The 24,510-nt window shown below is 61.7% G+C and carries 29 protein-coding genes; 2 read left to right on the top strand and 27 right to left on the bottom strand.

Annotated elements, in window-relative coordinates; all coding sequences use genetic code 11:
* The first annotated feature begins 81 nt into the window (after positions 1-81).
* Positions 82-621 carry a hypothetical protein gene (locus AC07T0_RS25995; RefSeq protein WP_495003874.1) on the top strand — a complete coding sequence of 180 codons (540 nt, stop codon included), beginning with the start codon at positions 82-84 and terminating at the stop codon, positions 619-621.
* Between the two features lie 2 nt (positions 622-623).
* Here the strand turns inward: AC07T0_RS25995 and AC07T0_RS25990 are convergent, their stop codons facing one another.
* The 24 genes from AC07T0_RS25990 to AC07T0_RS25875 all read right to left on the bottom strand — a co-directional run bounded on the left by AC07T0_RS25990 (position 624) and on the right by AC07T0_RS25875 (position 21,019).
* Complete coding sequence (locus tag AC07T0_RS25990; RefSeq protein WP_495003873.1) at positions 624-1,109, bottom strand: GNAT family N-acetyltransferase; 486 nt, start codon at positions 1,107-1,109, stop codon at positions 624-626.
* Between the two features lie 63 nt (positions 1,110-1,172).
* Entirely contained in the window at positions 1,173-1,346 is a 174-nt protein-coding gene (locus AC07T0_RS25985; RefSeq protein WP_495003872.1) for a hypothetical protein, read from the bottom strand.
* Between the two features lie 49 nt (positions 1,347-1,395).
* Entirely contained in the window at positions 1,396-2,295 is a 900-nt protein-coding gene (gene lpxO, locus AC07T0_RS25980; protein ID WP_495003871.1) for a lipid A hydroxylase LpxO, read from the bottom strand.
* A 349-nt stretch (positions 2,296-2,644) separates the two neighbouring features.
* Entirely contained in the window at positions 2,645-3,565 is a 921-nt protein-coding gene (locus AC07T0_RS25975; protein ID WP_495003870.1) for a PfkB family carbohydrate kinase, read from the bottom strand.
* On the bottom strand, positions 3,558-5,024 hold the full coding sequence (locus tag AC07T0_RS25970) for a purine-cytosine permease family protein (RefSeq protein ID WP_495003869.1): 1,467 nt from the start codon (positions 5,022-5,024) through the stop codon (positions 3,558-3,560). The genes AC07T0_RS25975 and AC07T0_RS25970 overlap by 8 nt, the downstream gene beginning before the upstream one ends.
* A gap of 115 nt (positions 5,025-5,139) precedes the next feature.
* On the bottom strand, positions 5,140-6,144 hold the full coding sequence (locus AC07T0_RS25965; protein ID WP_495003868.1) for an ADP-ribosylglycohydrolase family protein: 1,005 nt from the start codon (positions 6,142-6,144) through the stop codon (positions 5,140-5,142).
* Positions 6,141-6,854 (bottom strand): GntR family transcriptional regulator, encoded by a 714-nt coding sequence (locus AC07T0_RS25960; RefSeq protein ID WP_495003867.1) that lies wholly within the window; start codon positions 6,852-6,854, stop codon positions 6,141-6,143. Before AC07T0_RS25960 ends, AC07T0_RS25965 begins: the two co-directional genes overlap by 4 nt.
* Before the next feature lie 195 nt (positions 6,855-7,049).
* The gene (locus AC07T0_RS25955) at positions 7,050-7,613 is read right to left on the bottom strand and encodes a DUF1285 domain-containing protein (RefSeq protein WP_495003866.1); all 564 of its coding nucleotides are present in this window, start codon (positions 7,611-7,613) and stop codon (positions 7,050-7,052) included.
* 2 nt (positions 7,614-7,615) lie between these two features.
* The gene (locus AC07T0_RS25950; protein WP_495003865.1) at positions 7,616-8,233 is read right to left on the bottom strand and encodes a DUF4823 domain-containing protein; all 618 of its coding nucleotides are present in this window, start codon (positions 8,231-8,233) and stop codon (positions 7,616-7,618) included.
* Positions 8,234-8,494: 261 nt separating this feature from the next.
* Positions 8,495-9,463: a GTP 3',8-cyclase MoaA gene (locus AC07T0_RS25945; protein WP_495003864.1), complete on the bottom strand. Its 969-nt coding sequence runs from the start codon at positions 9,461-9,463 to the stop codon at positions 8,495-8,497.
* A gap of 198 nt (positions 9,464-9,661) precedes the next feature.
* Positions 9,662-10,300 carry a TetR/AcrR family transcriptional regulator gene (locus AC07T0_RS25940; protein ID WP_100940748.1) on the bottom strand — a complete coding sequence of 213 codons (639 nt, stop codon included), beginning with the start codon at positions 10,298-10,300 and terminating at the stop codon, positions 9,662-9,664.
* 466 nt (positions 10,301-10,766) lie between these two features.
* Positions 10,767-11,552, bottom strand: a complete 786-nt coding sequence (locus AC07T0_RS25935; protein ID WP_495003863.1) for a TatD family hydrolase — start codon at positions 11,550-11,552, stop codon at positions 10,767-10,769.
* A gap of 13 nt (positions 11,553-11,565) precedes the next feature.
* Positions 11,566-11,922, bottom strand: coding sequence for a PilZ domain-containing protein (locus tag AC07T0_RS25930; RefSeq protein ID WP_103496781.1), 357 nt, complete (start codon positions 11,920-11,922; stop codon positions 11,566-11,568).
* 43 nt (positions 11,923-11,965) lie between these two features.
* Positions 11,966-12,952: a DNA polymerase III subunit delta' gene (locus AC07T0_RS25925; RefSeq protein WP_495003862.1), complete on the bottom strand. Its 987-nt coding sequence runs from the start codon at positions 12,950-12,952 to the stop codon at positions 11,966-11,968.
* A complete protein-coding gene (gene tmk, locus AC07T0_RS25920) occupies positions 12,945-13,577 on the bottom strand; it encodes a dTMP kinase (protein WP_495003861.1) in 633 nt (210 codons plus the stop codon). Before tmk ends, AC07T0_RS25925 begins: the two co-directional genes overlap by 8 nt.
* A gap of 19 nt (positions 13,578-13,596) precedes the next feature.
* On the bottom strand, positions 13,597-14,853 hold the full coding sequence (mltG, locus tag AC07T0_RS25915; protein WP_495003860.1) for an endolytic transglycosylase MltG: 1,257 nt from the start codon (positions 14,851-14,853) through the stop codon (positions 13,597-13,599).
* 1 nt (position 14,854) lies between these two features.
* Positions 14,855-15,670, bottom strand: a complete 816-nt coding sequence (pabC, locus tag AC07T0_RS25910; protein WP_495003859.1) for an aminodeoxychorismate lyase — start codon at positions 15,668-15,670, stop codon at positions 14,855-14,857.
* A complete protein-coding gene (gene fabF, locus AC07T0_RS25905; protein WP_495003858.1) occupies positions 15,670-16,914 on the bottom strand; it encodes a beta-ketoacyl-ACP synthase II in 1,245 nt (414 codons plus the stop codon). Before fabF ends, pabC begins: the two co-directional genes overlap by 1 nt.
* A gap of 111 nt (positions 16,915-17,025) precedes the next feature.
* A complete protein-coding gene (acpP, locus tag AC07T0_RS25900; RefSeq protein ID WP_495003857.1) occupies positions 17,026-17,262 on the bottom strand; it encodes an acyl carrier protein in 237 nt (78 codons plus the stop codon).
* Positions 17,263-17,458: 196 nt separating this feature from the next.
* Positions 17,459-18,199, bottom strand: coding sequence for a 3-oxoacyl-ACP reductase FabG (gene fabG / locus AC07T0_RS25895; protein WP_121133400.1), 741 nt, complete (start codon positions 18,197-18,199; stop codon positions 17,459-17,461).
* A gap of 16 nt (positions 18,200-18,215) precedes the next feature.
* Entirely contained in the window at positions 18,216-19,154 is a 939-nt protein-coding gene (gene fabD, locus AC07T0_RS25890; RefSeq protein ID WP_495003856.1) for an ACP S-malonyltransferase, read from the bottom strand.
* Between the two features lie 127 nt (positions 19,155-19,281).
* A complete protein-coding gene (gene plsX, locus AC07T0_RS25885; RefSeq protein WP_495003855.1) occupies positions 19,282-20,292 on the bottom strand; it encodes a phosphate acyltransferase PlsX in 1,011 nt (336 codons plus the stop codon).
* 3 nt (positions 20,293-20,295) lie between these two features.
* Entirely contained in the window at positions 20,296-20,478 is a 183-nt protein-coding gene (gene rpmF, locus AC07T0_RS25880) for a 50S ribosomal protein L32 (protein ID WP_003179396.1), read from the bottom strand.
* Positions 20,479-20,491: 13 nt separating this feature from the next.
* Complete coding sequence (locus AC07T0_RS25875; protein WP_495003854.1) at positions 20,492-21,019, bottom strand: YceD family protein; 528 nt, start codon at positions 21,017-21,019, stop codon at positions 20,492-20,494.
* A 106-nt stretch (positions 21,020-21,125) separates the two neighbouring features.
* Here AC07T0_RS25875 and AC07T0_RS25870 point away from each other — a divergent pair, with 106 nt between their 5' ends.
* Positions 21,126-21,704: a Maf family protein gene (locus tag AC07T0_RS25870; protein WP_495003853.1), complete on the top strand. Its 579-nt coding sequence runs from the start codon at positions 21,126-21,128 to the stop codon at positions 21,702-21,704.
* A 133-nt stretch (positions 21,705-21,837) separates the two neighbouring features.
* Here the strand turns inward: AC07T0_RS25870 and sppA are convergent, their stop codons facing one another.
* The 3 genes from sppA to rluC are packed head-to-tail and all read right to left on the bottom strand — an operon-like array spanning position 21,838 to position 24,462.
* Positions 21,838-22,833 (bottom strand): signal peptide peptidase SppA, encoded by a 996-nt coding sequence (sppA, locus tag AC07T0_RS25865; RefSeq protein ID WP_495003852.1) that lies wholly within the window; start codon positions 22,831-22,833, stop codon positions 21,838-21,840.
* Between the two features lie 20 nt (positions 22,834-22,853).
* The gene (locus AC07T0_RS25860) at positions 22,854-23,516 is read right to left on the bottom strand and encodes an HAD-IA family hydrolase (protein WP_495003851.1); all 663 of its coding nucleotides are present in this window, start codon (positions 23,514-23,516) and stop codon (positions 22,854-22,856) included.
* Positions 23,506-24,462: a 23S rRNA pseudouridine(955/2504/2580) synthase RluC gene (gene rluC / locus AC07T0_RS25855; RefSeq protein ID WP_495003850.1), complete on the bottom strand. Its 957-nt coding sequence runs from the start codon at positions 24,460-24,462 to the stop codon at positions 23,506-23,508. Before rluC ends, AC07T0_RS25860 begins: the two co-directional genes overlap by 11 nt.
* Positions 24,463-24,510: the final 48 nt, after the last annotated feature.

Genomic DNA, 24,510 nt, shown 5'->3' with positions numbered 1-24,510 from the left:
TGAAGATTGACGGAAGGCGCCTCCCAACTGGGATAATGGCGCCTTTCCCCAGGGAATAACCTGACTCAAGGAATAGTCGTCATGGACAAAAAGCAAACCCGGCAACAGGCGCTCGAGTTACTGGACGCCGGGACACCGAAAAGTCAGATTTTCCAGTCCTTGCGTGGCGGCGCCCTGAAAGACAAGGCGCTGGCAGTGTTGCTGGCCAATCATCCCGATCCGCAGCTATACCAGCGCCATCGCTGGAAAGTCATCGGGGTACTCGCCATCATGATCCTGCAGGGCTTGCTGGCGGCCGCCGTCGGCTTTGTGTTCGGGGCGAGTATCGGCCCGACGGCTGTCTGGTTGATGCCCCTGGGTTTCGCCGCCATTCCCTTCCTGCTGGCCTACGGCGTTTACCGCAACCACTCCAGCTACTACACCGTCTACGTCCTGCTCAACGTCTCGCAGTTCCACCGAGCGTTCGACGGATTCAGCGAGGAGCCGATCACTACGGTTATCGGCGTGCTGATCGGCTTTGCCAGCCTGGTGTACGTCATCTACGTGAAGTCACTGCTGTTTCCGGACGTGGTGTTCATGTCACCGAAAAAGATCAAGGGACAGTACGTCTTCAGCCGTTGAGCTCAGTCTTCGGTGTTGGCAAAGCGCTTCAGCACCTCACCGTCCATGCGGTAGCGCACCCATTCACTCAGGGGTTGCGCGCCGATGGATTCGTAGAAGCGAATCGCCGGCTCATTCCAGTCCAGCACACTCCACTCCAGGCGCCCGCAGTCATTGGCGCAGGCAATCTTCGCCAGATGCCGCAACAGCTTCTTGCCCGCCCCGGCACCGCGTTGTAGCGGCGACACGTAGAGGTCTTCCAGGTACAGGCCATTACGCCCGAGCCAGGTGGAGTAGCTGAAGAAAAACACCGCAAACCCGACCGGCTCGCCGTCACGCAGGCAGATCAGGCCATGGGCCGTGGCGCCTTCGCCAAACAGGCTGCGCTCGATGTCGACGACATTGGCGATCACTTCATGGCGGGCTCGCTCGTACTCGGCCAGTTCAGTGATAAAGGCCAGGATCTGCGGCGCATCGCTGGGCCGGGCTTCGCGTATTTCGAGGGACATGGGCGCTTCCAGAGTCGGTGAAGTCGCCCATGCTATGCGGATTGTGCGACGGCTTGAATCATTTCAATGAAAATTCACCATCGGCAGGCCGATCAGCAGCGTCAGGCTGAGGATCAACCCCGCACCGACACCCAGCCCGAGCAGATGCCAACCCAGGGCATCCCGACGCTCCCGGCTTGCGGACAGCGCCGCCTCACGCCCGCGCGATGCCCGGCTGCGCCAGGTACAGCACTTCATAGGCTTTGTCTGCGCGGTGGCGGTCGGGTTCGGATGACGACAGGGTGAACTAGATCAGCAGGAACAACGCCAGCAAGCCACCGAAGATCGCCCACTTTTCCAGGTAGTAGCGGGTGCGATTGCGCTTTTTCAATTCCTTGCCCCGCAGGCGAATACCGTAGATCTTGGTGAAGAACTTGTTGATCCCACCGGTCTTGTCGTTCGCATCATTCGGCGAGGCGGCGGCGGACATCACGTTGCGGCTGAACCAGCGGTTGAACGCTGTCGCCCAGCGATACTTCAACGGACGCTCGACATCGCAGAACAGGATCACACGATTCTGCTCGGTCTTGTTTTCGGCGTAGTGGATAAAGGTCTCATCGAACATCACCGGCTCGCCATCGCGCCAATGGTAGTCCTGGCCGTCGACATTGATGTAGCAGCCCGGATCGTTCGGCGTCTCCAGGCCCAGGTGATAGCGCAGGGAACCGGCGTAGGGGTCGCGGTGGCGAACCAGGCGCGAACCCGGCGGCAACTCGGCGAACATCGCGGCCTTGATGCTGCCGATGCTGTTGAGCAGCTCCGTGGTACGCGGGCACAGCTCGACGGCGGAAGGATGGTTGTCGCCGTACCACTTGAGGTAGAAACGCTTCCAGCCGGTCTTGAAGAAAGAGTTGAAGCCGACGTCGTTGGGCGTCTCGGATTTCTTGATCTCACCGGCACGCAGCAGCGCCAGGGCCTCGGTGCGGATTTCCTGCCAGTTGTCCTGCAGCGGCTTGAGCTCGGGGAAGTCGGCCGGCTCCAGGTACGGACGGCTCGGCACCTTGGAGAACAGGTAGAGGAAGCAGTTGATCGGGGCCAGGAAGGTCGAGTGGTCACTCAGTTGCCGGCTCAGCTTGTGCCGGACCTTGCCGCGCAGGTGTACGTACGCGATGGACAAGACGTAAACAGCGATGATGATGAGTTTCACGGGCGTCGTCACAGAAGTCAAAAGGACACGCTACCCTTCATGCATCTGGTGAGCCGGTGCACACAAGCCGGGGTCCAGACGTCGCAAAGGTAGCCAACGCGCTAGGGTAGAACAGCTGGCGTATGGGTTTCCAGTGTTTCGTCTTCCGGATGAAAGCAAAATCACTATCCATTACAGGATTTTCTTACAGCGCTACTGGCACGGCCCATCTCCGCAGACCTGGCACGCTCTTGTGAACACGAGGCAACCTTGTAGGAGCCGGCTTGCTGCGGACAGTACTCCGGGAACACCGTCAAAATCTCAGCCTATCGGCTGATCGCGAGCAAGCTGGCTCCTACCAAAATCGACTTCAGCCTTTAGCCAACAAGGCGTCCACTTCCTGCGTCCCGGGCGAAGTGGCCGGCCCCCAGCGCGTGACCGCCAGGGCCGCCGCCGCATTGGCGCGACGGGCCGCTTCGGCGGCATCGAGCCCGCCCGCCAGCCCAGCGAGGAACACCCCGGAATGGGCATCGCCCGCGCCGTTGCTGTCCACCGCCCGCACCTTGAAACCGGGCACATGCCGGTGCTCCCCCGCTCGGCTGACCCAGCAACCATTCGGGCCATCGCGAACCACCAGCAGCGCACCGTCGGCCAAACGTTCGGTCAGACAGTCGAGGGAACCGGCAATATCCGTCGCGCCGGTAAAACGCAGGGACTCGACACTGTTGCTGGTCCAGATATCGATACGCGGCAACAACGCGGCCATGGGGACAGCGTCCGGCGAGTTGACCAGAGGGCCCGGATCGAACACCACGGTTACCGCCTTCGGCAAGGCCAATACCCACTCCAGCAGTGCCGGCGCCTTGTCCGGGTATTGCAAGCTGTAGCCGCTGACATAGACGTAGTCGTCGGCCTGCACCGAAACCCGCGCCAGCTCTTCAGCCGAAACACCGCCCTCCGCGCCAATATAGGAAATAAAGGTGCGCTCGGCGCTGGCTTCAGTCAGCGATACGCAAAGCCCGGTGTCCTTCGCGCCATCGCGCTCAAGGGCGATCTCGACCCCTTCCGCCGCCATCGCCTGGCGGGCTATGTCACCAAAGCGCCCGTTACCGTGGCGCCCGAGATAGACCACCGACAAGCCATTGCGCCGGGCCGCGGCCATGACATTGAAACCCGCACCGGCTTCGAAGCTGGCGGCTTTCGCCAGCACGTCGCCACCGGTCGCCGGCAGTTGGTCGAGGGACATGACCAGGTCAACCATGACCTGGCCGGTATGCAGCAACTTAGCCATTGGCATTCTCTACAAAGGCCGCACGGCGATCCGCCGCACCGCCGAGCACGGCGTAAATACCGCCGGCAACCAGAAAGGTGACGATCCAGCCCAGGCCGTTGTGGCCCAGCCAGGAGTCGGACAGGAAACCGCGGAACCAGGTGGTCTCGGCGGTGGTGCCGATGGTGGTGAAGCTGAAGCCCAGGACAATCGCCACGGCCCAGGCGCCGAAGGCACGCCATTCGATGCCGCCGCTATACCAGTAGGCGCTGCTCGGACTGACGTCCAGCAGGTCCTTGGCGCTGTAGTGCTGGCGATGCACCAGGTCGACCACGAAGATCCCGACCCAGGCAGTGATCGGCACCGCCAGCAACGAGATGAAGGTGATGAACGGACCGTAGAAGCTGTCGGCGATCAACATGAAGTAGATAGAGCCGGCGAAGATCGCCACGATATCGACGATCACCGCGTGCACGCGCTTGACCTTCAAGCCCAGGGTCAAGGTGGTCAGGCCCGCCGAGTACACCGACAGGTTGTTCGACAGCAGCAGTCCACCGAATGCAGTGATCAGGTAGGGTACGGCCATCCAGGTCGGCAGCATGTCGCGGATCGCAATGATCGGATCAGTCGCCTGGGCCAGATCGTGGTTGCCTACCGACAGCAGGCCACCAAGGGTGATCAGCAGCACCAACGGGATACCCGCACCGAAGGCCGCCGAGGCCACCAGGCGGACCGCCTTGACGCTCTTGTGCTGGTAGCGCGACATATCGGCGCCGGCGTTGGCCCAACCGATCCCGGTACCGGCCGCCATGGTACCAATGCCGATGATCATCGCGCTCATCGGTGCCGGGGTGGCGTTGAACACCGCGCTCCAATCGATGGTCGCGCAGAGGAAACCGCCCACCAGGATGTTCAGGGCGCCGAAGACATAGGTCGCCCACTTCTGGATCACCAGCAAGGTGGCATGCCCCAGGCCCGAGACCGACAGGGTCAGCAGCACGAAGATGGCGATAAACAACAGGGTCAGCAGCGGGGCGCTCTTGGCCTCTACCGGCGAGTGGAACAGGATCGAACACAAGGACAGCAGCACGAATGCCGCGGTGGTGGTGTTGACCGTTTCCCAGCCCAGGCGCGACATCAGCGAAACGATGGTCGGGCCGATATTGCCGCGCACACCGAAAATCGCCCGCGACAGGGTCAGGCTCGGCGCGTGGCCGCGACGCCCGGCGATGGAGATGATCCCCACCACGGCAAAGGAACCCGCCGCGCCGAGAATCGCGACAATGATCGCCTGCCAGATCGCCAGCCCGCGAAAGGCCACCAGGGTCGCCCCCAGCGGCAGGCCGAGAATACTGATGTTGGCCGCGAACCAGACCCAGAACAGTTGCAGCGGATGGCCATTGCACTCGGCTTCCGGGACCGGCTCTATACCGCGGGTTTCCAGTTGGCCGGCACTTTGTCCGGCGTTTGATGAGGTCATGCTATTGCGCTCCTGATGCCAATTGTTGTGGTTGTTGGGCAGTGCGGAAGGTGTAGAAAACCCTGGGCCACTTCCGGGCCCCCTTCGTCTGCAGTCCATTGCGTGTTTTTATCTGTCAGACATTGCGCAGGGCGATCAGCCCTTGAACCAGGGGCACCAGCTCCAGCGCATTGACTTCAATGATTTTTGCAATCAGGTCGGCGGGCCAGCAGTCCAGGCCGTCGCAGGCCCCGAGCATGGCGCCGAGGATGCCGGCGATGGTGTCGGTATCACCGCCGATGCTGGCGGCCAGGCAGAGAGCGTCGAAGGCCTTGAGCTTGCCGAGCGCGACCCGTTGTGCCAGCGCGAAGGCCACCACCACCGACTCCTGGGACGCCACCGAGGTGCCGACCACGTCATACAGCAGGTCGGCCAGCTCGCTATCCGGGCAATCACGACTGAGTTCACGGGCCCAGCAGATGCGTGGCCCCAGGCGCCCGCCAGCGACCCAATGGCCATGCTGTTCGGCGGTAAAGGCCATCTCGGTGCCAATATTCAGCGCCTGCTCCAGGCCCTGGCGGTTGAGGCCGCTGGAAATCACCGCGGCGACCGCCGCCGCGCTGGAGATTCCCAGGCTGGTGTTGTGGGTGACCTGGCAGGCCTGGATCACCGCCGCGAGAAAGCGCTGAGGCTGGGCGATATCGGCAGCGATGCCCACCGGGGTGATGCGCATGGCCGCGCCGTTGGTGGTGCCGTAGCGCCCGGCTTCCTCGGGGCTGTGGCCGGCGAGGATCATTTCAATGGCGCGCTTGGTCGACGGGCCGAGCAGGTCCTGCGAACCCTTGGCCTGCATCTGCGCCTCCCAGGCGATCAACCGTTCGGCCAGCAGGGCCGGCTCGATATGGCCGTGACCGTCGATCAGCAACTGCCCGACCAGGATCGCCTGTTCGGTGTCGTCGGTGATGGAACCGGCGGGCATGTTCGGCGCGATCGGCTGGTCGGGACCGGCGTCAACCAGCGTGGTGATGCTGCCGAAGCGCACCTGGATCTGGGCGCGGCTCAGGGATTGGGTCGGCATGCCCAGGGCGTCGCCCAGGGCGAGGCCATAGAAGGCGCCAAGGGCGCGATGAATCGGGGTCATGTTGGGTTTCCAAATGCCAGGTGCAGGCGGAAATGCAGCGGATCGAGCAGGCTTTCGACCTGCTCCATAAAACGTCCCTGCTTGTCGTAGGTGGTGCGCAAGGCCTTGAGAAAAACCGTACCCGGTGGACGACCCAGCAGCTGCGCATCTTCGTCGGACAAGGGTTCGGCGCCGATCCATTGATCGCCGCGATCGCCGACATAGCCGTAGGCCGCCAGGGTAATGGTCAGGGAGTTGTCGATCAGGCCGATACTGGGCAAGCCTTCCAGGCCGCTGCTGGCCGGTATCAGCGAATGTTCGAGGGAGACCGCGGTGCCTTCGGTATTGCGCCGGCGCCGATCGAGGGCAACGAACTGCTCGGTACCGTAGCGACTGAACAGGTCCGGGCGCACCACCGCTTCCAGGCGCAACACCTCGGTGTTGATCAGCGCCCCGCTGTCCGCCAGGGCCTGAGCCCAGCCGGCGCGCTGGTCAAGGGGAATGCCATCGTAGGTGACGATGGAGCCCACGCCGCTCTGGGTCGCGATGTAATTGCGCCGCTTGAGCTCGGCCAGCGCCTCGCGCAGCGTGCCACGGCTCACCGAGAATTCTTCGGCCAACTGATGTTCACCCGGCAACAGCAAGCCGTCTCCAAGAAGACCGCTTTCGATGCGCCGGATCAGCTCATCGACCACCTTTTTTTTCTTATCAAATCGGACATGTCTAATCATGTACAAATTGATAACCGAAACAGGCCTTGGGAGGCAAGGGATTTATATTTCAGGGAGATGAATGGTGGTGTTCTTCAGGGCGCCATCGCCAGCAAACTGGCTCCTACAGGTCAGGGTTCACCCTGGAAACAGCGTCCTACCCGACCCCTTTGTGGGAGCCGGCTTGCTGGCGATCCGCCGACAGGCGGAAATCACTCAAGGCTCGAGGCCGATCGGAAAAAACTCGCCGCCGCTCCACACGCCCAGCCAGGATTGGCCGTCGATTTGCCGGGGCACCGCCAGTTCCACCAGTTGGTAGAACACATTGCGGTGAATCAGGGCTTCGAGATTGCTGCGCACATGCACGTAAGGCGCCGGTTCCTGGCTGACCGGATCGATCACCACCCGAATCGGATGCTCGCCACCAGCCGTCACCTGCTCATCGACGTAAGTGGTAAACCGCAGCTGCTGTGCCTCGCCCTGCCCTTCGACCGCCAGGGTCACCGCGACAAAGGGCGCATCGTCGACCTTGATCCCGACCTTTTCCACCGGCGTGATCAGGAAATAGTCATCGCCGTCGCGGCGCATGATGGTGGAGAACAACTTGACCATCGGCTTGCGGCCAATCGGCGTGCCCTGGTAATACCAGGTGCCGTCACGGGCGATACGCATGTCGATATCGCCGCAGAACGGCGGATTCCACAAGTGGACCGGCGGCAGGCCCTTTTCCGTCTTGGGGATTTGTGCCAACAGGTCGTTGGCCTTGCCCGGCTCACTCATACTCAATCCGACATCCACTGTTCACCAATACCCAACAGACTACGCGCATATTCGGCCAAGGGGGCGGCGATCAGGTCTTCGGGCTTGTTGTTGTGGAACGTCAGCAAGCCACCACGGCTTTTGATCCGTGCGGTATCGATCAGGTATTGGCTACCGGTCTCGATCAACATGATCTGGATCACGCCGCTGTCCAAGCCCAGACGGTCGACGGATTCCTGGTCGGCCCATTCGTCGTAGTTGCCGATGCGGTCGTCCGCCTTGGCGAAGCGCGTGTACAGCAGGTAGTGGGCGCCGGCGGAACGGGCTTCGGCCATGGCCTGGTCCAGACCGAGGGGCCCACGGGCGCGGCGCACCATGGGGAAGTACTCGATGAAACCCTTGAAAGCTTCCTCGGCCACCACATTCGGACGCGGGTAGGCACTGCCGGGCGGCGTGAAGGCGCCCTGGGCAATGTAGATAAAGGAGTCCGGCTGGAGGCGGAACGAGTGGATCCGGCGCGTATCGCTATGGTCGAGCAGCCCCACATCGCTCATCTGATAGCGGACACCTTCGCCCATATCACTGACTTTCATGCAGCCGCCCAGCGCCAACAACGCCAGCAGCACAACCAGGCTACGCATCCTACCCTCCAGAGGCCGGTGACGGAAAACCGGCGAATAGTCGCCTGGATGCAGCTTCCGCGCCAGATCAACCAGGAAGATGATGCAAACCTGTGAGAGCGGTGCTTGTGTGAGAGCGGTGCTTGTGTGGGAGCGGTGCTTGTGTGGGAGCGGTGCTTGCCCGCGAAGAGGCCCTTGAGATCGCTATAAGCTTCGCTGCGGTGCGGCGATCCGACAAGCACCGCGCCCACAATTAAATCGGCAGTGTTCTCAAAGCCGTGGTCAGCCGCCGATGATTTTCATCACCGTCGCACCGCCCGAGAAGGCCACTTCCTGCTTGTCGCCCAAGGCCTTGACCAACAGCCGCTGCAGTGCCGGCAGCGCCTCGTGGCGGGGCTTGTCCAGCAGGTCACCGACATAATGCCGGTTGCTCGACGACAGACAGCCATGCAGCCAGCCGGTGGACGACAGCCGCAAGCGCGAGCAGGTCCGGCAGAATGGCACGCTTTCGTTGGCGATCACCCCAAAGTAACCGCGCCCCGGAATCGCATAACGCACCGCGGTGGCATCCACCGGCGCATCGGCCTGCAGGTATTCGTAGCGCTCGCCGATCAGGCCGAGCAACTGCTGGAGGCTGACGAACTGCTGGAGAAAAGCATTGCCGTCGCTGGCCAGGTGGCCCATGCGCATCAGCTCGATAAAGCGCAGCTCGTAACCATGCTCAAGGCAATAATCCAGCAGCGGCATCACCTGGTCCAGGTTCTGCCCGCGCAACGGCACCATATTGACCTTGATCTTCAGCCCCGCCGCCCGCGCCTGCGCCATGCCGTCGAGCACGCTGGCCAGATCGCCGCCACGGGCGATGCTGCGAAAAGCAGCGGCGTCCAGGGTATCGAGGGAAACGTTGATCCGCTTGATCCCGGCATCCACCAGCAAGGGCAGCTTGCGTGCCAACAACTGACCATTGGTGGTCAGGCTGATGTCTTCCAGGCCCATCTGGCCGACCGCGCCCATAAAGGCTTCCAGCTTCGGACTGACCAGCGGCTCGCCGCCAGTAATGCGCAAGCGCTCGATCCCCGCCGCCTCGATCAGGTAGGCCACGCCACGCGCCATGGCCTGCGCCGACAGCTCGTCCTGGGCAGCCACCAGCCGCTTGCCATTGGGCACGCAGTAGGTACAGGCATAGTTGCAGGCGGATGTCAGACTGATGCGCAGGTTACGAAAACGCCTGCCTTGACGGTCAACGATCATGGAACACTCCGGCGATGGACTGTGGCACGCGCAAAACTTGACCCATAAATCAAGTTTTTACAAGCCCTATCCGTAGGAGCCGGCTTGCCGGCGATCCAGGCGACGCGGATTCAAGTTGCATCGCGTTATCGTTCATCGCCGGCAAGCCGGTTCCTACAGAACTCCACCGAGTATACGCCGCGCGCAGGGGCAAAGGGGTCAGGCGGCTGGCGTTTCGGGGTCGCGCTTGCGCTTGTTGCCCATGCGCACGCCGATGTCCATCAGGAACTGGAAGAAACCTTCCTGGTCCTCCAGCACATTGCTCCAGAACGGCGAGTGGTACAGCGCAACGGCGCCATGCACCAGGGCCCAGGCGGCGCAATAGTGGAAGTACGGCGGCACATCCTCGAGCTTGCCTTCGCTGATGCGGCCCTTGATCAACAAGGTCAGGCGTTCGAAGTTGGAAGCACGGATCTTGTGCAGTTCCTCGACCATCTCTGGCACCTGGTGGCCCTTGACCACTTTTTCTTCCAGGCGGTCGAACAGGCGATAGCGCTGGGGATCGCGCATGCGGAATTCGAAGTAGGCCCGGGACAGGGCCTCCTTGTCCTTGTCGACATCCGCCGAATGCAGCAGCTCGTTCAAGTCACGCTCGTAGTCGAGCATCAGGCGCAGGTAGATTTCCGCCTTGGATTTAAAATGCTTGTAGATGGTGCCTTTGCCGATACCGACGGCATCCGCGATCATCTCGACGGTGACACTGTCTTCACCTTGCTCGAGGAACAGCTTTAGCGCGGTATCGAGAATTTCTTGCTCGCGGCGACGAAACTCACGGACCTTACGGGGTTCTTTGTGCATAAGAAAAGGTCTGTAGGGGCAAAATCGAAGCCAAGCATTATGCCTGACTCGCGCCAAATTGCACGAATCATCCGAGGCTTTTCGTTTTCACCGTCGACGAATCAGCCCGCGCTGGTCAGAAAGGCTTCGCAGTGGTCACCGATCGTCGCCTGCGGCGGCCACCGAAAAGCGTCCTGAGGCGATGAGAACTCAACAGAAGCGCCTGTATTCCAAATCTGTTTAAAAAATGAGCAATGCTGACTGGACGTCGGGCGATCCTGGCCAATACTTGAACTGTCGGCGCGACATCTCCCCCAAGTGACACGCCGATAAAGGTGCCGAAGGACCGCGTACCTTTGTTTTACTCCTAATGGTCTTAACCCGGATTCACCCCCCAGAACCCGGGTTTTTTTTGCCCGCGATTTGCAGGAGCCCCACAAGATCGCGGCCCGACGATATGGTCGTGGTGAAACGCCCTTCGTTGCCCTCAGGAGCCTACATGCGCCAGCGGAAACAGGCGCTTGAAGTTCTCGGTGGTCTGTTCGGCAAGCTGCTCGTAAGGCACCCCGCGCAGCATCGCCAGGTAGTCCGCGACATCGCGCACATATTGCGGCAGGTTCGGCTTGCCGCGATGAGGAATCGGCGCCAGGTACGGCGAGTCGGTTTCCACCAGCAGGCGATCGGCCGGCACTTGCCGCGCCACATCGCGCAAGGCGTCGGCATTGCGAAAGGTGACGATACCCGAGAGGGAAATATAGAAGCCCAGGTCCAGTGCGGCCTTGGCCATCTCCCAGTCTTCGGTGAAACAGTGCAGCACGCCGGCCTGGGGCAGTTGTGCCTCGCGCAGCAACGTCAGGGTGTCGGCGCGCGCGCCACGGGTATGGACGATCACCGGCTTGCCGGTCTGCGCGGCCGCTTGCAGGTGCAAGCGGAAGGACGCCTGTTGCAGTTCGGCCGCCTCGGGTTCGTAGTGATAGTCCAGGCCGGTCTCACCAATGGCCACGACCCGTGGATGCTCAAGCTCGCGCAGCAACCAATCGAGCGCTGGCGCGGCGTCAGGTTTGACGTCCAGCGGGTGGACGCCGATCGAACAATCGACATCGGCATAACGCTCGGCCAGGGCCTTCACGTCGGCGGCGTTATCGACACTGACACCGATACACAGGAAGTGCCCGACACCGCGCTGACGCGCCGCATCAAGCGCTGCATCGAGGGAGCCCGAATGTTCGGCGAGATCAAGACGGTCGAGGTGGCAATGGGAATCTACAAGCATAAAAAGGCGACAACTACATCGTATGGGTGGGACGGTCGGACTTCAGGGCGCCGGCCAGATGGGTTTCGATCTTGCTGCGGGCGGTGTTGTCGCCGTCGTTGAATTGCACGCCGACCCCCGCCGCACGGTTACCCTGGGCCCCCTTGGGGGTGATCCAGGCGACCTTGCCGGCGACCGGGATTTTTTCCGGTTCGTCCATCAGGTTGAGCAACATGAACACTTCGTCGCCCAGCTTGTAGCTCTTGCTGGTGGGGATGAACAGGCCACCGTTCTTGATAAAAGGCATATAGGCCGCGTACAGCACGGACTTGTCCTTGATGGTCAGGGACAGGATACCGTTGCGCGGGCCGGGACCAATGGGTTCGTTCATACTCGCTCCGGTCTTGCAGATAGCCGATTCTAGGCCCATCGCCTCAGTGTTGGGTAGGTAAAGCTGCCCATTGCACCAACAGCGCTTCGAGCAACAGCACCCGGTTCAGGTTGGCCTTGCTCAGGACCTTCTGGCGCTGGGCGAGAATCCAGTCCTGGATCGACAGGACCTTGTCCCGGGCAGTTTTCTGCGCCAGGTATTGCACCACCTTGCGCATGTCCCCCAGACCCAGGCCAGCTTCGTCCTCGGTCAGTTGATAGCGCAGGATCAAGCTCGACCAATCGCAGAACCAGTCGAACAGCAACAACAATGGAATGGCGTTCCACCCCTCAGCCAACTGGGTGGCCGATTGCTGTTGCTTGAGCAATTTCTTCACCCCGTCGACCACCAGCGCCCGCTGTTCGCGAACGCCCTGGGCCTGGAGGCTGACAGCGGCCAGGGGCGAACCCGCCGCCAGGGTCAGCAATTCGACCCGCTCTTCTTCGCTGCTGTCCGGCAAGGCTCCAGCCAGCCATTGCAGGCTCATGGCCTCGCTCGGCAGCGGGCAGGCCTGTTGCACGCAACGGCTGCGGATGGTCGGCAACAACCGGCTGGACTGGTGACTGACCAGCAACAGCACGGTATCCCCGGAAGGTTCCTCAAGGCTCTTGAGCAAGGCGTTGGCGGCGTTGATGTTCATCGACTCCACCGGCTCGATCAGCACCACCTTGCGCCCGCCCAGTTGCGCGGTCTGGACCACGAAGCTGACCAGATCGCGAACCTGGTCGACCTTGATCGCCTTGTCGGCTTCTTCCGGTTCCAGGATGTAATTGTCCGGATGACTGCCGGCGTTCAGCAACAGGCAGGATTTGCAGTGACCGCAGGCATTGAGGTTTGCCGGGCTCTTGCACAGCAGCAGCGCCATCAGCCGTTCGGCCAGGGCGCGCTTGCCGATGCCCGCCGGACCGTGCAACAGATAAGCATGGGCATGCTGGGGCCGCCCGGCCATTTGCTGCCAGAGACCGTCCTGCCAGGGATAGGCTTCAGCCACGGTGCCGCTCCAGGATTTCCGGCAGCAGGCGGTCGAGGGACTGTTGCACCTGGGCCAGCGGCTGGGCCGCATCCACCAGCCGGTAGCGCGACGGATCGGCGGCGAGGCGCTTCAGGTAGGTGCTGCGCACGGCGTCGAAAAACACTCGGCCTTCCTGCTCGAAACGGTCCAGCCGCCCCCGAGCGCTGGCCCGAGCCAGGCCGACCTCCACCGGCAGGTCGAAGACCAGGGTCAGGTCCGGACGCAGTTGGCCCTGGACAAAACTTTCCAGGGTGGCGATACGCTCCTGGGACAGGCCGCGACCACCGCCCTGGTAGGCATAGGTGGCATCGGTAAAGCGGTCACACAGCACCACCGCGCCGCGGGCCAGGGCCGGGCGGATTACCGTGGCCAGATGCTGGGCGCGCGCGGCGAACACCAGCAGCAGCTCGGTGTCGGCACACATGGCCTCGTCGCTGGGCGCCAGCAGCAGTTCGCGGACCTTCTCGGCCAGCGGCGTACCGCCGGGCTCGCGGGTCAGCAACACATCGACGCCTTGGGCCCGCAGGCACTCGGCCAGGTAATCGCGGTTGGTGCTTTTGCCAGCGCCTTCCGGGCCTTCCAGGGTGATAAACAAGCCAGTCACGGGCAATCCTTAATCAGGGTCATTGCGAGTCTTTCGTCTCGGCTTCGGGTGTCGCGGGTGTCGCGGGTACAGGTTCGACAACCGGGGCCGGTGCGGGGTTCGGTGCCGGCTCAGGCACCCCGGGAACCGGGCTCTGGACCGAGGCCGGTGCTGTCGCCGGGGCAGCCGGAGCGGGTGCCGTCGCCGGAGCAACCGGCGGAACCGTTGGAGCAGGTGCCACCGCCGGAGCTGTCGTCGGAACCGCCGGCGCGGGGCTGGAACGGTAGTCGGCCCGGCGCTTGAGCTGGAACTCGCGCACCGCGTTGTTATGCGAGTCCAGGTCGTCGGAGAAGACATGGCTGCCATCGCCGCGCGCCACAAAGTACAGGCTGTTGCCCGGCACCGGGTTCAACGCGGCGTGAATCGCCTCGCGGCCAACCATGGCAATCGGGGTCGGCGGCAGACCGGCGTTCATATAGGTATTGTAGGGGTTGGCCTCACGCAGGTGGGCACGGGTGAGCTTGCCGGTATAACGCTCGCCCAGGCCGTAGATCACCGTCGGGTCGGTCTGCAACAACATGCCTTGCTGCATCCGCCGGACAAACACCCCGGCGATCTGGCCACGCTCCTGGGGCACACCGGTTTCCTTCTCCACCAGCGAGGCCATGATCAGGGCCTGGTAAGGCTCGGTGTAAGGCGCATCAGGGGAGCGTTTCTGCCACTCCTGGGCCAGGACACTGTCAAGACGGTCGTAGGCCTTCTCCAGCAGCTCGGCGTCGCTCATGCCGCGCACGAAGCGGTAGGTGTCCGGGAAGAAGCGCCCCTCGGCGAACACGTCCTTGTGCCCCAACTTGGTCATGACCTCGCTGTCACTGAGGCCGGTCAGGGTTTGCTGGAGCTTTTCGTTTTTGGCCAGGGCATTGCGAACCTGGTGGAAATTCCAGCCTTCGACCAGGGTCAGGCTGTACTGCACCACTTCGCCGCGCTGCCACAGGGACAGCAGCCCGCGCACGTCCATGCCCGGCGTGAGCCGGTACTCGCCGCTATGGAAGGGTACGCCAGCAAGATTGAAGCGCCAGTAGAGGCGCAGCCAAAAGGCATCCTTGAGCAAGCCCTCGGACTCGAGGCGATTGAACGTGCCCGTCGGTGTCGCACCAGCCGGTACATCCAGCAGTTGTTCCTGCGTCAGGTTGAGGGACTGCTCCAGCGCCGAATGCAGCTTCCAGGCCGAACCGCCCAGCAGCAAACCGGCCAGCACCAGAACGGCTTGCAGCAGCACCAAGAATTTACGTCTCAATTCAAACTTCCAATAGCGCGCGGGCAATACCTTGCAGTTTACGGGTGAGCGGGCCAACCGACCAGCTCAGGTCGGCAAAAGCCCGAACGGGCCAGATGCCATAGACGCTGTTACAGAGAAAAACTTCATCGGCTTGCCGGAATTGCTCCAGGCTGATGTCGGAAATATCAACAGGGATTGCCAGTGCTTGGGCCTCTTCCAACAACTGCGCCCGCATCACCCCCGCCACACCACAACGGCTCAGGTCGGCGGTACGGAGCACACCCGCCTGCACCAGGAACAGATTGCTGAACACCCCTTCGATCACCCGACCCGAGGTGTCGAGCATCAAGCCTTCGGCATATTCGGCGCCCTGCCATTCTGCACGGGCCAGGACCTGCTCCAGGCGATTGAGATGCTTGAGCCCGGCCAGCAAGGGCTGCTCGGACAAACGCGTGGTACAGGGAAAAAGACCAATACCTTGCTGTTGGTAGGTCTGTGGATAAGTCGGCGACGGACTGCCTTGCAGGATCCGCCGCGGCAGCGTATCCGCCGACGCCGCATAGCCGCGCTGGCTGTCGCCACGGGTGAGAATCAGCTTGAGCACGCCCTCCCCCAGTGCGGCACTGTAGGCGAGCAGCTCGCAACGAACCCGTTCGTGATCCGCCACGATGCCCAGGCGTCGACAACCCTCCGCCAGGCGCTGCAGGTGCCGCTCCAGCAGCAGCGGTCGACCGCCTTTCACGGCGAGGGTCTCGAACAGACCATCGCCGTAGGCCAGGCCGCGGTCCTTGAGGGACAACGCATCGCCCGGCTGGCCGTCGACCCAGCTGTCCATCACTCGGCGAACCGGCGGAACACCAGGGAGCCGTTGGTACCGCCAAAGCCGAAGGAGTTGGACAGCACGACATCGATGGGCATGCGCCGGGCTTCGTGGGGCACGAAATCCAGGTCGCAGCCTTCATCGGGCTCGTCGAGGTTGATGGTCGGCGGCGCCACCTGGTCGGCGATGGCCAGCACGCTGAAGATCGCCTCGATGGCCCCGGCGGCGCCCAGCAGGTGGCCGGTCATCGACTTGGTGGAACTGATCGCCAGCTGGTAGGCATGCTCGCCAAACACCCGCTTGATCGCCTGGGCTTCGGCCAAGTCGCCGGTCGGGGTCGAGGTGCCGTGAGCATTGATGTACTGCACCTGATCCAGGTTCAGCTTGGCATCGCGCATCGCATTGGCGATACAACGGGCCGCACCGGCACCGTCCTCGGGCGGCGAGGTCATGTGGTAGGCGTCGCCACTCATGCCAAAGCCGATCAGTTCGGCGTAGATGGTCGCGCCACGGGCCTTGGCGTGCTCCAGTTCTTCGAGCACCAGCGCGCCGGCACCGTCGGACAGCACGAAACCGTCACGTCCCTTATCCCACGGACGGCTGGCGCGGGCCGGCTCGTCATTGCGCGTGGACAGGGCGCGGGAGGCACCGAAGCCGCCCATGCCAAGGCCACAGGCGGCCATTTCGGCACCGCCGGCAATCATCACATCGGCTTCATCGTAGGCAATGTTGCGTGCGGCCATGCCGATGCAATGGGTGCCGGTGGTGCACGCCGTCGCGATGGCATAGTTCGGCCCCTGGGCACCCAGGTGGATGGACAGGAAACCGGAAATCATATTGATGATCGAACCCGGCACGAAAAACGGCGAAATGCGCCGTGGGCCCTGGTCGTGCAGCGTGCGGCAGGTTTGCTCGATATTGGTCAGACCGCCAATACCCGAGCCCATGGCCACGCCGATACGCTCACGGTTGGCATCGGTGACCTCGAGGCCGGCGTTACGCACTGCCTGGAAACCGGCTGCCAGGCCGTATTGAATGAACAGGTCGAGTTTGCGGGCTTCTTTGGCCGACAAATATTCTTCGACATTGAAGCCTTTTACCGAGCCGCCAAAACGGGTGGTATAGGCAGAAAGGTCTGTGTGTTCGATCAGACCAATGCCACTACGGCCAGCCAGAATGCCTTGCCAGGTACTCGCAACATCGGTACCCAATGGCGACAACATCCCCATGCCGGTGACTACGACGCGTCTACGCGACACAGCACTCTCCTTTATCCTGTTGACGACACTTTGCCTCACACCTAAAGAAAAAACCGCACGCCGTGATGGCAGTGCGGTTTTTCCATGACAGCAGGCAACGATTACAAACTATTACGCCTGATGCTTGGTAACGTAATCGATAGCGGCTTGTACGGTAGTGATTTTTTCAGCTTCTTCGTCAGGGATTTCGGTCTCGAATTCCTCTTCCAGAGCCATCACAAGCTCAACGGTGTCAAGGGAGTCGGCACCCAGGTCTTCAACGAAGGAAGCAACGTTGGTCACTTCTTCTTCCTTGACGCCCAGTTGCTCGGCAACGATTTTCTTGACGCGTTCTTCGATGGTGCTCATACCTTGTTTTCACTCCTAATGGAAAAATTCAGGCAGCTGGCCGGTGGGTAAGTGTATAGAAAGGCTTTTCAGCTTTTCAACCGAAAGCTTCAGCCTTTGCCCCCCTTTGCCCTCTGCCCCTCAATAAGTTGCAGCTTTATAACGGATTTTAGACAGCTGGTATGACATTTTTTTGAAGCAATCCGTCACATTTGAATTACATGTACATCCCGCCGTTCACCGGGATTGTAGCCCCAGTCACGTAAGCCGCACCGTCCGACGCCAGAAAAGCGACCACTTGCGCAATCTCTTGAGCCTGGCCCAGACGGCCCAGCGGAATCTGCGTCAGCAAGGCTTCACGCTGCGCCTCAGGCAATTCGCGGGTCATATCGGTGTCGATGAACCCTGGGGCCACCGAGTTTACCGTAATTGAGCGCGAACCGACTTCACGCGCCAATGCACGGCTGAAACCTTCGAGGCCGGCCTTGGCTGCTGCGTAGTTTACTTGGCCTGCGTTGCCCATGGCACCCACAACCGAACCAATATTGATGATTCGTCCCCAACGGGCCTTGGTCATGCCACGCAGAACCCCCTTGGACAGGCGGAACAGACTGTTGAGGTTGGTATCGACCACGTCGTACCACTCGTCATCTTTCATCCGCATCATCAGGTTATCGCGGGTGATACCGGCATTATTGACCAGGATCGCCGGCGCACCGAACTGCTCGCTGATGCTCGCCAGCACTGCGGCAACCGATTCATCGCTGGTTACATTAAGCTCCAGGCCGGTGCCTTGAATGCCATGCTCCTTGAGGGTCGCGGCAATCCGTTCGGCGCCCGAGGCCGAGGTCGCGGTGCCGATGACCACGGCGCCGAGACGCCCCAGCTCGAGGGCGATGGCTTGGCCGATGCCACGGCTGGCGCCGGTGACCAGTGCAACTTTACCTTGCAGACTCATGCAGGCTTCTCCTGATTCAGGCCCGCGCCGCGCGCGTGGCGGCGAAGGCATCCGGGGTATTGAGGTTGGACGTGTTGACGCCATCGGCGCAACGTTTGTTCAGACCGGCCAGCACCTTGCCGGGGCCGCACTCGACCAGTTCGGTGGCACCGTTGGCCGCCAGGCACTGGACCGACTCGACCCAACGCACCGGTTTGTAGAGTTGTTCCAGCAGGTCGCGCTTGAGGGTCGCGAGGTCCGTGACCACCTGGGCGCTGACGTTCTGCACCAACGGGATCTGCGGTGCCTGCCAGTCGATGGCGGCAACCGATTCGGCAAAGCGCTCGGCAGCCGGACGCATCAGCTCGCAATGCGACGGCACGCTGACCGGCAGCGGCAGGGCACGCTTGGCACCCTTGGCCTTGCAGACCTCCATGGCACGCTCGACGGCGGCCTTGGCGCCGGCGATCACCACCTGGCCCGGCGAGTTGAAGTTCACCGCGCTGACCACTTCGCCCTGGGCGGCCTCGGCACATGCGGCAAGCACATCGGTATCGTCCAACCCGAGGATCGCCGCCATGGCGCCCTGCCCGGCCGGAACCGCTTCCTGCATCAACTGGCCACGACGCTCCACCAGCTTCACCGCATCGCCCAGGCTCAGGCTGCCGGCGGCGACCAGCGCACTGTACTCGCCCAGGCTGTGACCGGCGACATAGGCCGGACGCGCACCGCCCTCGGCCAGCCACAGACGCCACAAGGCAATGGACGCCGTGAGGATGGCCGGCTGGGTCTTGTCGGTCTGGTTGAGCTGTTCTTCCGGGCCCTGCTGGGTCAACGCCCAGAGGTCATAGCCCAGGGCATCGGAGGCTTCTTTGAAGGTCTCCAGGATCAGCGGGTATTGCGCGCCCAACTCGGCCAGCATGCCGAGGGACTGCGAACCCTGTCCTGGAAAGACGAATGCGAGGGATGTAGACATGTAACAAGCCCCTAATGATCTTGTCGTCGGAGAATTGACGTCCCGCCGTGGCGGACGCAAGAAACTGTCAGTTTGGATGGCTGATTGAACTGAACGGTCACATTTAAGCATCCCCGCAGGAAAACGCCTAAAGCAATAGATCCTCCAGGCGACCATGCAGGCGCTCGGGGAGGTTTTCCTGGATCTCGATCAGGGCCCGCGCAATCGCGCTCTGGAAGCCCTCGACCCCGGCGGAGCCGTGACTCTTGATGACAATACCCTGCAGGCCGAGAAAACTCGCGCCATTATGCCGCGCCGGGGCGAGATCGGCCTGCAGGCGCTTGAGCAGCGGCAAGGCCAGAGCCCCGACCAGCCGCGAGGCCAGGCTCTGCTTGAAGAGCACCTCGATCCGCGCGGCGATCATGGTTGCCAGACCTTCGCTGGACTTGAGCAGGATATTGCCGACAAAACCGTCGCAGACCACCACATCAGCCTCACCGCGATACAAGCCGTCGCCTTCGATGAAGCCGATGTAGTTCAACCCTCGTGCCTGTTGCAACAGGGTCGCCGCCAGCTTGACCTGCTGGTTGCCCTTGATGTCCTCGGTACCGACATTGAGCAAAGCGACACGCGGCCGCGCCACGCCCAGGGCCTCGGCGGCCACCGCGCCCATCACGGCGAACTGGAACAGGTGCTCGGCACTGCAATCGACATTCGCCCCCAGGTCCAGCAACTGGCAATAACCGCGCTGGGTCGGGATGGCCGCGACCATGGCCGGACGATCGATACCCGGCAAGGTCTTCAGCACATGCCGCGACAAAGCCATCAAGGCACCGGTATTGCCCGCACTGACACAGGCCTGGACCTTGCCATCGCGCAGCAACTGCAAGGCCAGGCGCATCGACGAATCCGGCTTGCCGCGCAGGGCCTGGGACGGACGCTCGTCCATGGTGATGATTTCGCTGGCAGGGGTAATGGTCAGGCGTGCGCGATCCACAGTCGGATGACTGGCGATCAGGGGTTCAAGCTGGGAAGGTTGACCGACAAGGGTCAGGTGCAACGAGGGTGTGGCAGACAGACAGGCAATACTGGCCTGGACAATGCTGCGGGGACCGAAGTCCCCGCCCATTGCGTCGATCGCGATGATCTGAGCGGACAAGATTTACTCGTCAGCGCCCTTGTCGATCACTTTACGGCCACGGTATACGCCTTCTGGCGATACGTGGTGACGCAGGTGAACTTCACCGGTGGTCTTTTCCACGGACAGGGTGCTTGCCTCGAGGGCGTCGTGCGAACGACGCATGTCACGGGCGGAGCGGGATTTTTTGTTCTGCTGAACAGCCATAATTGATTAACTCCTAAACGTTTGGGTCACGCTTTAACTGCGCCAATACACTGAACGGGTTGGACCGCGTTACCTCGTCCTCGCTCGGTTCGGGCTCATCGAGCCCCGCCGGCTGCTGGCATTCTTCCGGATGATGAGCAGGCACAATGGGCAAGGCGAGCAGAAGCTCTTCCTCGATCAATGCCTGCAGATCCAAAGGATCTTCGCCCAGTTCCAGCACGTCATAACCTTTCGGCAACGACTGGGTATTCGCACCCTCCTTCACCACAGCATAACTGCATTCGCTGTGGATCGGCAGGGTGACCAGCTCAAGACAACGCTGGCAAACCATTTTGACTTCGGTGTCGATAAAGCTGTGAATCATCACAGACTTACGTTCATCTCGTTCAAAAACGAATTTAGCCTGCACCGTACCGACAGTGTCGGAAAGCGAGTCGCAGAGTCTCTCCAAATTGGCCAGCAGCAGTTCACCTTGAAGGGTGGTGCCACGATCAGCCAATTTGCGCGGGTCAACGTGAGGTGGAATCGGGTCATTCAACATAGGCGCAGCATTCTAGGGATGCACCCTGCCACTGTCAAAGGAAATTAGGCCCTGTCCGTCAGCTGGCGGGCCGACTAGAATCGCCGACCTGCCTCAGGAGAACCGCATGCTGCCTTTGTTACTCGCCTCAAGCTCGGCCTATCGCCGGGAATTGCTGACCCGCCTGCGCCTGCCCTTCAGCTGCGCATCGCCGGATATCGACGAAAGCCAGCGCCCGGGAGAAGCCGCCATCGAGCTGGTCAAACGCCTGGCCGAGGAGAAAGCCCGAACCCTCGCCGCCCGTCATCCGGCGCACCTGATCATCGGCTCGGACCAGGTCGCGGTACTCGACGGACGGATACTCGGCAAGCCCCACGGCTTCGAGAAGGCCCGCGAACAGCTGCTGGCCGCCAGCGGCAACCGCGTCAGCTTCCTCACCGGGCTGGCCCTGCTCAACAGCCAGACCGGGGCATGCCAAGTGGACTGCATCGCCTTCAGCGTGCTGATGCGCAACCTGGATGTCGAACGCATCGAACGCTACCTGCACGCCGAACAACCCTATGACTGCGCTGGTAGCTTCAAGGCCGAGGGATTGGGCGTGAGCCTGTTCCAGAGCACGGAAGGGCCGGATGCCACCAGCCTGATCGGATTGCCACTGATTCGCCTGGTGGACATGCTGCAGGCCGAGGGCCTGCAGATTCCGTAATACCTTTCATCACAAAACCCTCAGCCTGCCGGTTGATCGCGAGCAAGCTTGCTCCCACAAGATAGTGCGACGCAGTATTCAGCCAATAAAAAACCGGTCATTGGCGACCGGTTTTTTTATTGCTGCACGAATATCAGCGCAAGGTCGGCCCCTGGAAGCCCATCCACATTGCCAACTGCTCGGCGACACTGGCACCGAGCTTTTTCGAGAAGCGATCGAAAGGCGACTCCTGAACGGTAAAGTCCACCAACTCCTTCTCGCCGATCACGTCCCGCGCCACCGAACTGGCACTGCCCAGGCCATCGATCAACCCCAAGGGCAGCGCCTGCTCGCCGGACCAGACCAGCCCGGAGAACAACTCCGGATGATCCTTGTCTTTCAGGCGATCACCACGGCCCTTCTTCACACTGGCGATGAACTGGTTGTGGGTGGTGTCCAGCACGCCCTGCCAGAACTGGGTCTCATCGGCCTTCTGCGGCTGGAACGGGTCGAGAAACGCCTTGTGCTCCCCCGAAGAGTAGGCACGCCGCTCCACACCCAGCTTCTCCATGGTGCCGACAAAACCGTAACCGGCCGCCGTCACACCAATGGAACCGACCAGGCTGGACTTGTCGGCATAGATCTCATCCGCCGCACTGGCGATGTAGTAGGCCCCGGAAGCACCGACATCGGAAATCACCGCATACACCTTGGTATCCGGATGCAGACCACGCAGGCGACGAATCTCGTCAAACACATAACCCGACTGCACCGGACTGCCGCCCGGACTGTTGATACGCAGGATGATTGCCTTGACCTTCGGATCTTCGAAGGCAGTGCGCAGGCTGCCGACAATATTGTCGGCGCTGGCCGACTCCTTGTCCGCAATCACTCCACGCACCTCGATCAGGGCGGTGTAGTGAGCCCCACGACTGGCGCTCTTCTCCAGATTGATCAGCGGCGAGAACATCACCAGCACGCCAAGCAGGTATACAAAGGTCAACAGCTTGAAGAAGATTCCCCAGCGCCGCGAACGACGCTGCTCTTGCACTCCGGCCAGCAAGGTCTTTTCCAGCAGCTTCCAGCTTTTCTCATCAGCCGAACCCGATTCGGCATTCGCCTTTGGCGGCGCGCCCCACTCATCAGACATGCGTACTCACCCCAATGAATTCAATTGACCCGGCCATCGAGCCAGGCATGCAACTGTGGAAAACTGTCAATCGCCAAGCGCGGCTCGAACACCCGCAACTCATCCAGCGACAGGGCACCATAACCTACAGCCACTGAATCCATGCCAGCATTGCGCGCCATTTGCAAATCGAACGCCGAGTCCCCGACCATCAAGGCCTGGGAAGCCGGGACAGCACAATGGGCGAGAATCTGCTCAAGCATCAGCGGGTGCGGCTTGCTGGCGGTTTCATCGGCGGCACGGGTGATATCGAAATAATCCAGCCAGCCATGGGACTTCAACACCCGATCCAGCCCGCGACGGGCCTTGCCGGTCGCGACCGCCAACTGGTAACCGGCGGCACGAAACGCCTCCATGGACTGCACCACCCCAGGAAACAGGGGCGAGGGCTCTGCCTCAAGGGCGATGTAGATATCGGCATAGTGTTGACGAAAAACAATCAATTCATCATCGCTGATCATCGGGTACAGGGTGCGAATCGCCTCGGGCAAACCCAAACCGATAATCCCCTTGACCGCCGCCTCATCGCGCAGGACAAACCCCGAACGCGCGGCCGCCTCGCCCATCGCCTCGACAATCCGACCAATGGAATCGGCCAAGGTACCGTCCCAATCGAAAATCAACAGTTTGTATTCAGACCGCACTCAGTCTCTCCACTGTCTTGGCCCACATTTCATCCACCGGTGCCTGCAGCTTCAATTCGCCGCCATCAGGCAGCGGCACGGTCAGCATATAGGCGTGGAGGAACAGGCGCTTGCCACCCAGCTCGCGGATTTCCTTGGTGAACCCATCGTCACCGTACTTGCTGTCACCGGCAATACAGTGCCCGGCGTGCAGGGTGTGCACACGAATCTGGTGGGTACGACCGGTCACCGGTTTGGCCTCGACCATGGTGGCGAAATCACCGAAACGACGCAGCACCTTGAACACCGTGAGCGCCTCCTTGCCCTCCTCGTTGACCTCGACCATGCGCTCGCCGGAGCGCAGGTTGCTCTTGAGCAGGGGCGCGCGCACCTGCTTGATCGAAGCAGCCCAATTACCGCGAACCAGGGCCATATAGCGTTTGTCGATGCCGTCGCCGCGCAACGCTTCGTGCAGATGGCGCAACATGCTGCGTTTCTTGGCGATCATCAGCAGGCCAGAGGTATCACGGTCCAGGCGATGGACCAGCTCCAGCTCCTTGGCATCCGGGCGCAACTGACGAAAGGCTTCGATCACGCCGTAGTTCAGGCCGCTGCCGCCGTGCACGGCAATGCCGGCCGGCTTGTTGATCACGATCAGCGCCTTGTCTTCGAACACAATCGAAGCCTCCAGGCGCTGCAACAGGCCCTGGGCCAGGGGCACCGGCTCGTCGCGCTCGGGAACGCGCACCGGCGGAACCCGCACGATATCGCCGGCCTGGAGCTTGTACTCGGGCTTGATGCGCCCCTTGTTTACCCGCACTTCGCCTTTGCGCAAAATGCGGTAAATCAAGGTCTTGGGCACACCCTTGAGCCGGGCGAGAAGGAAATTGTCAATGCGCTGGCCGGCATATTCCGGCGAGACCTCAAGCAGTTGTACGCCTGGAGTCGGGGGGGTAGTCGTCGTCATGCCGGCGATGATAACAATTTTTTATGGAATTGAAGCACTTAATCATTG

The organism is Pseudomonas sp. GW821-FHT04D07, assembly GCF_059420225.1.
This window is presented reverse-complemented; position numbering and strand designations above follow the sequence as displayed.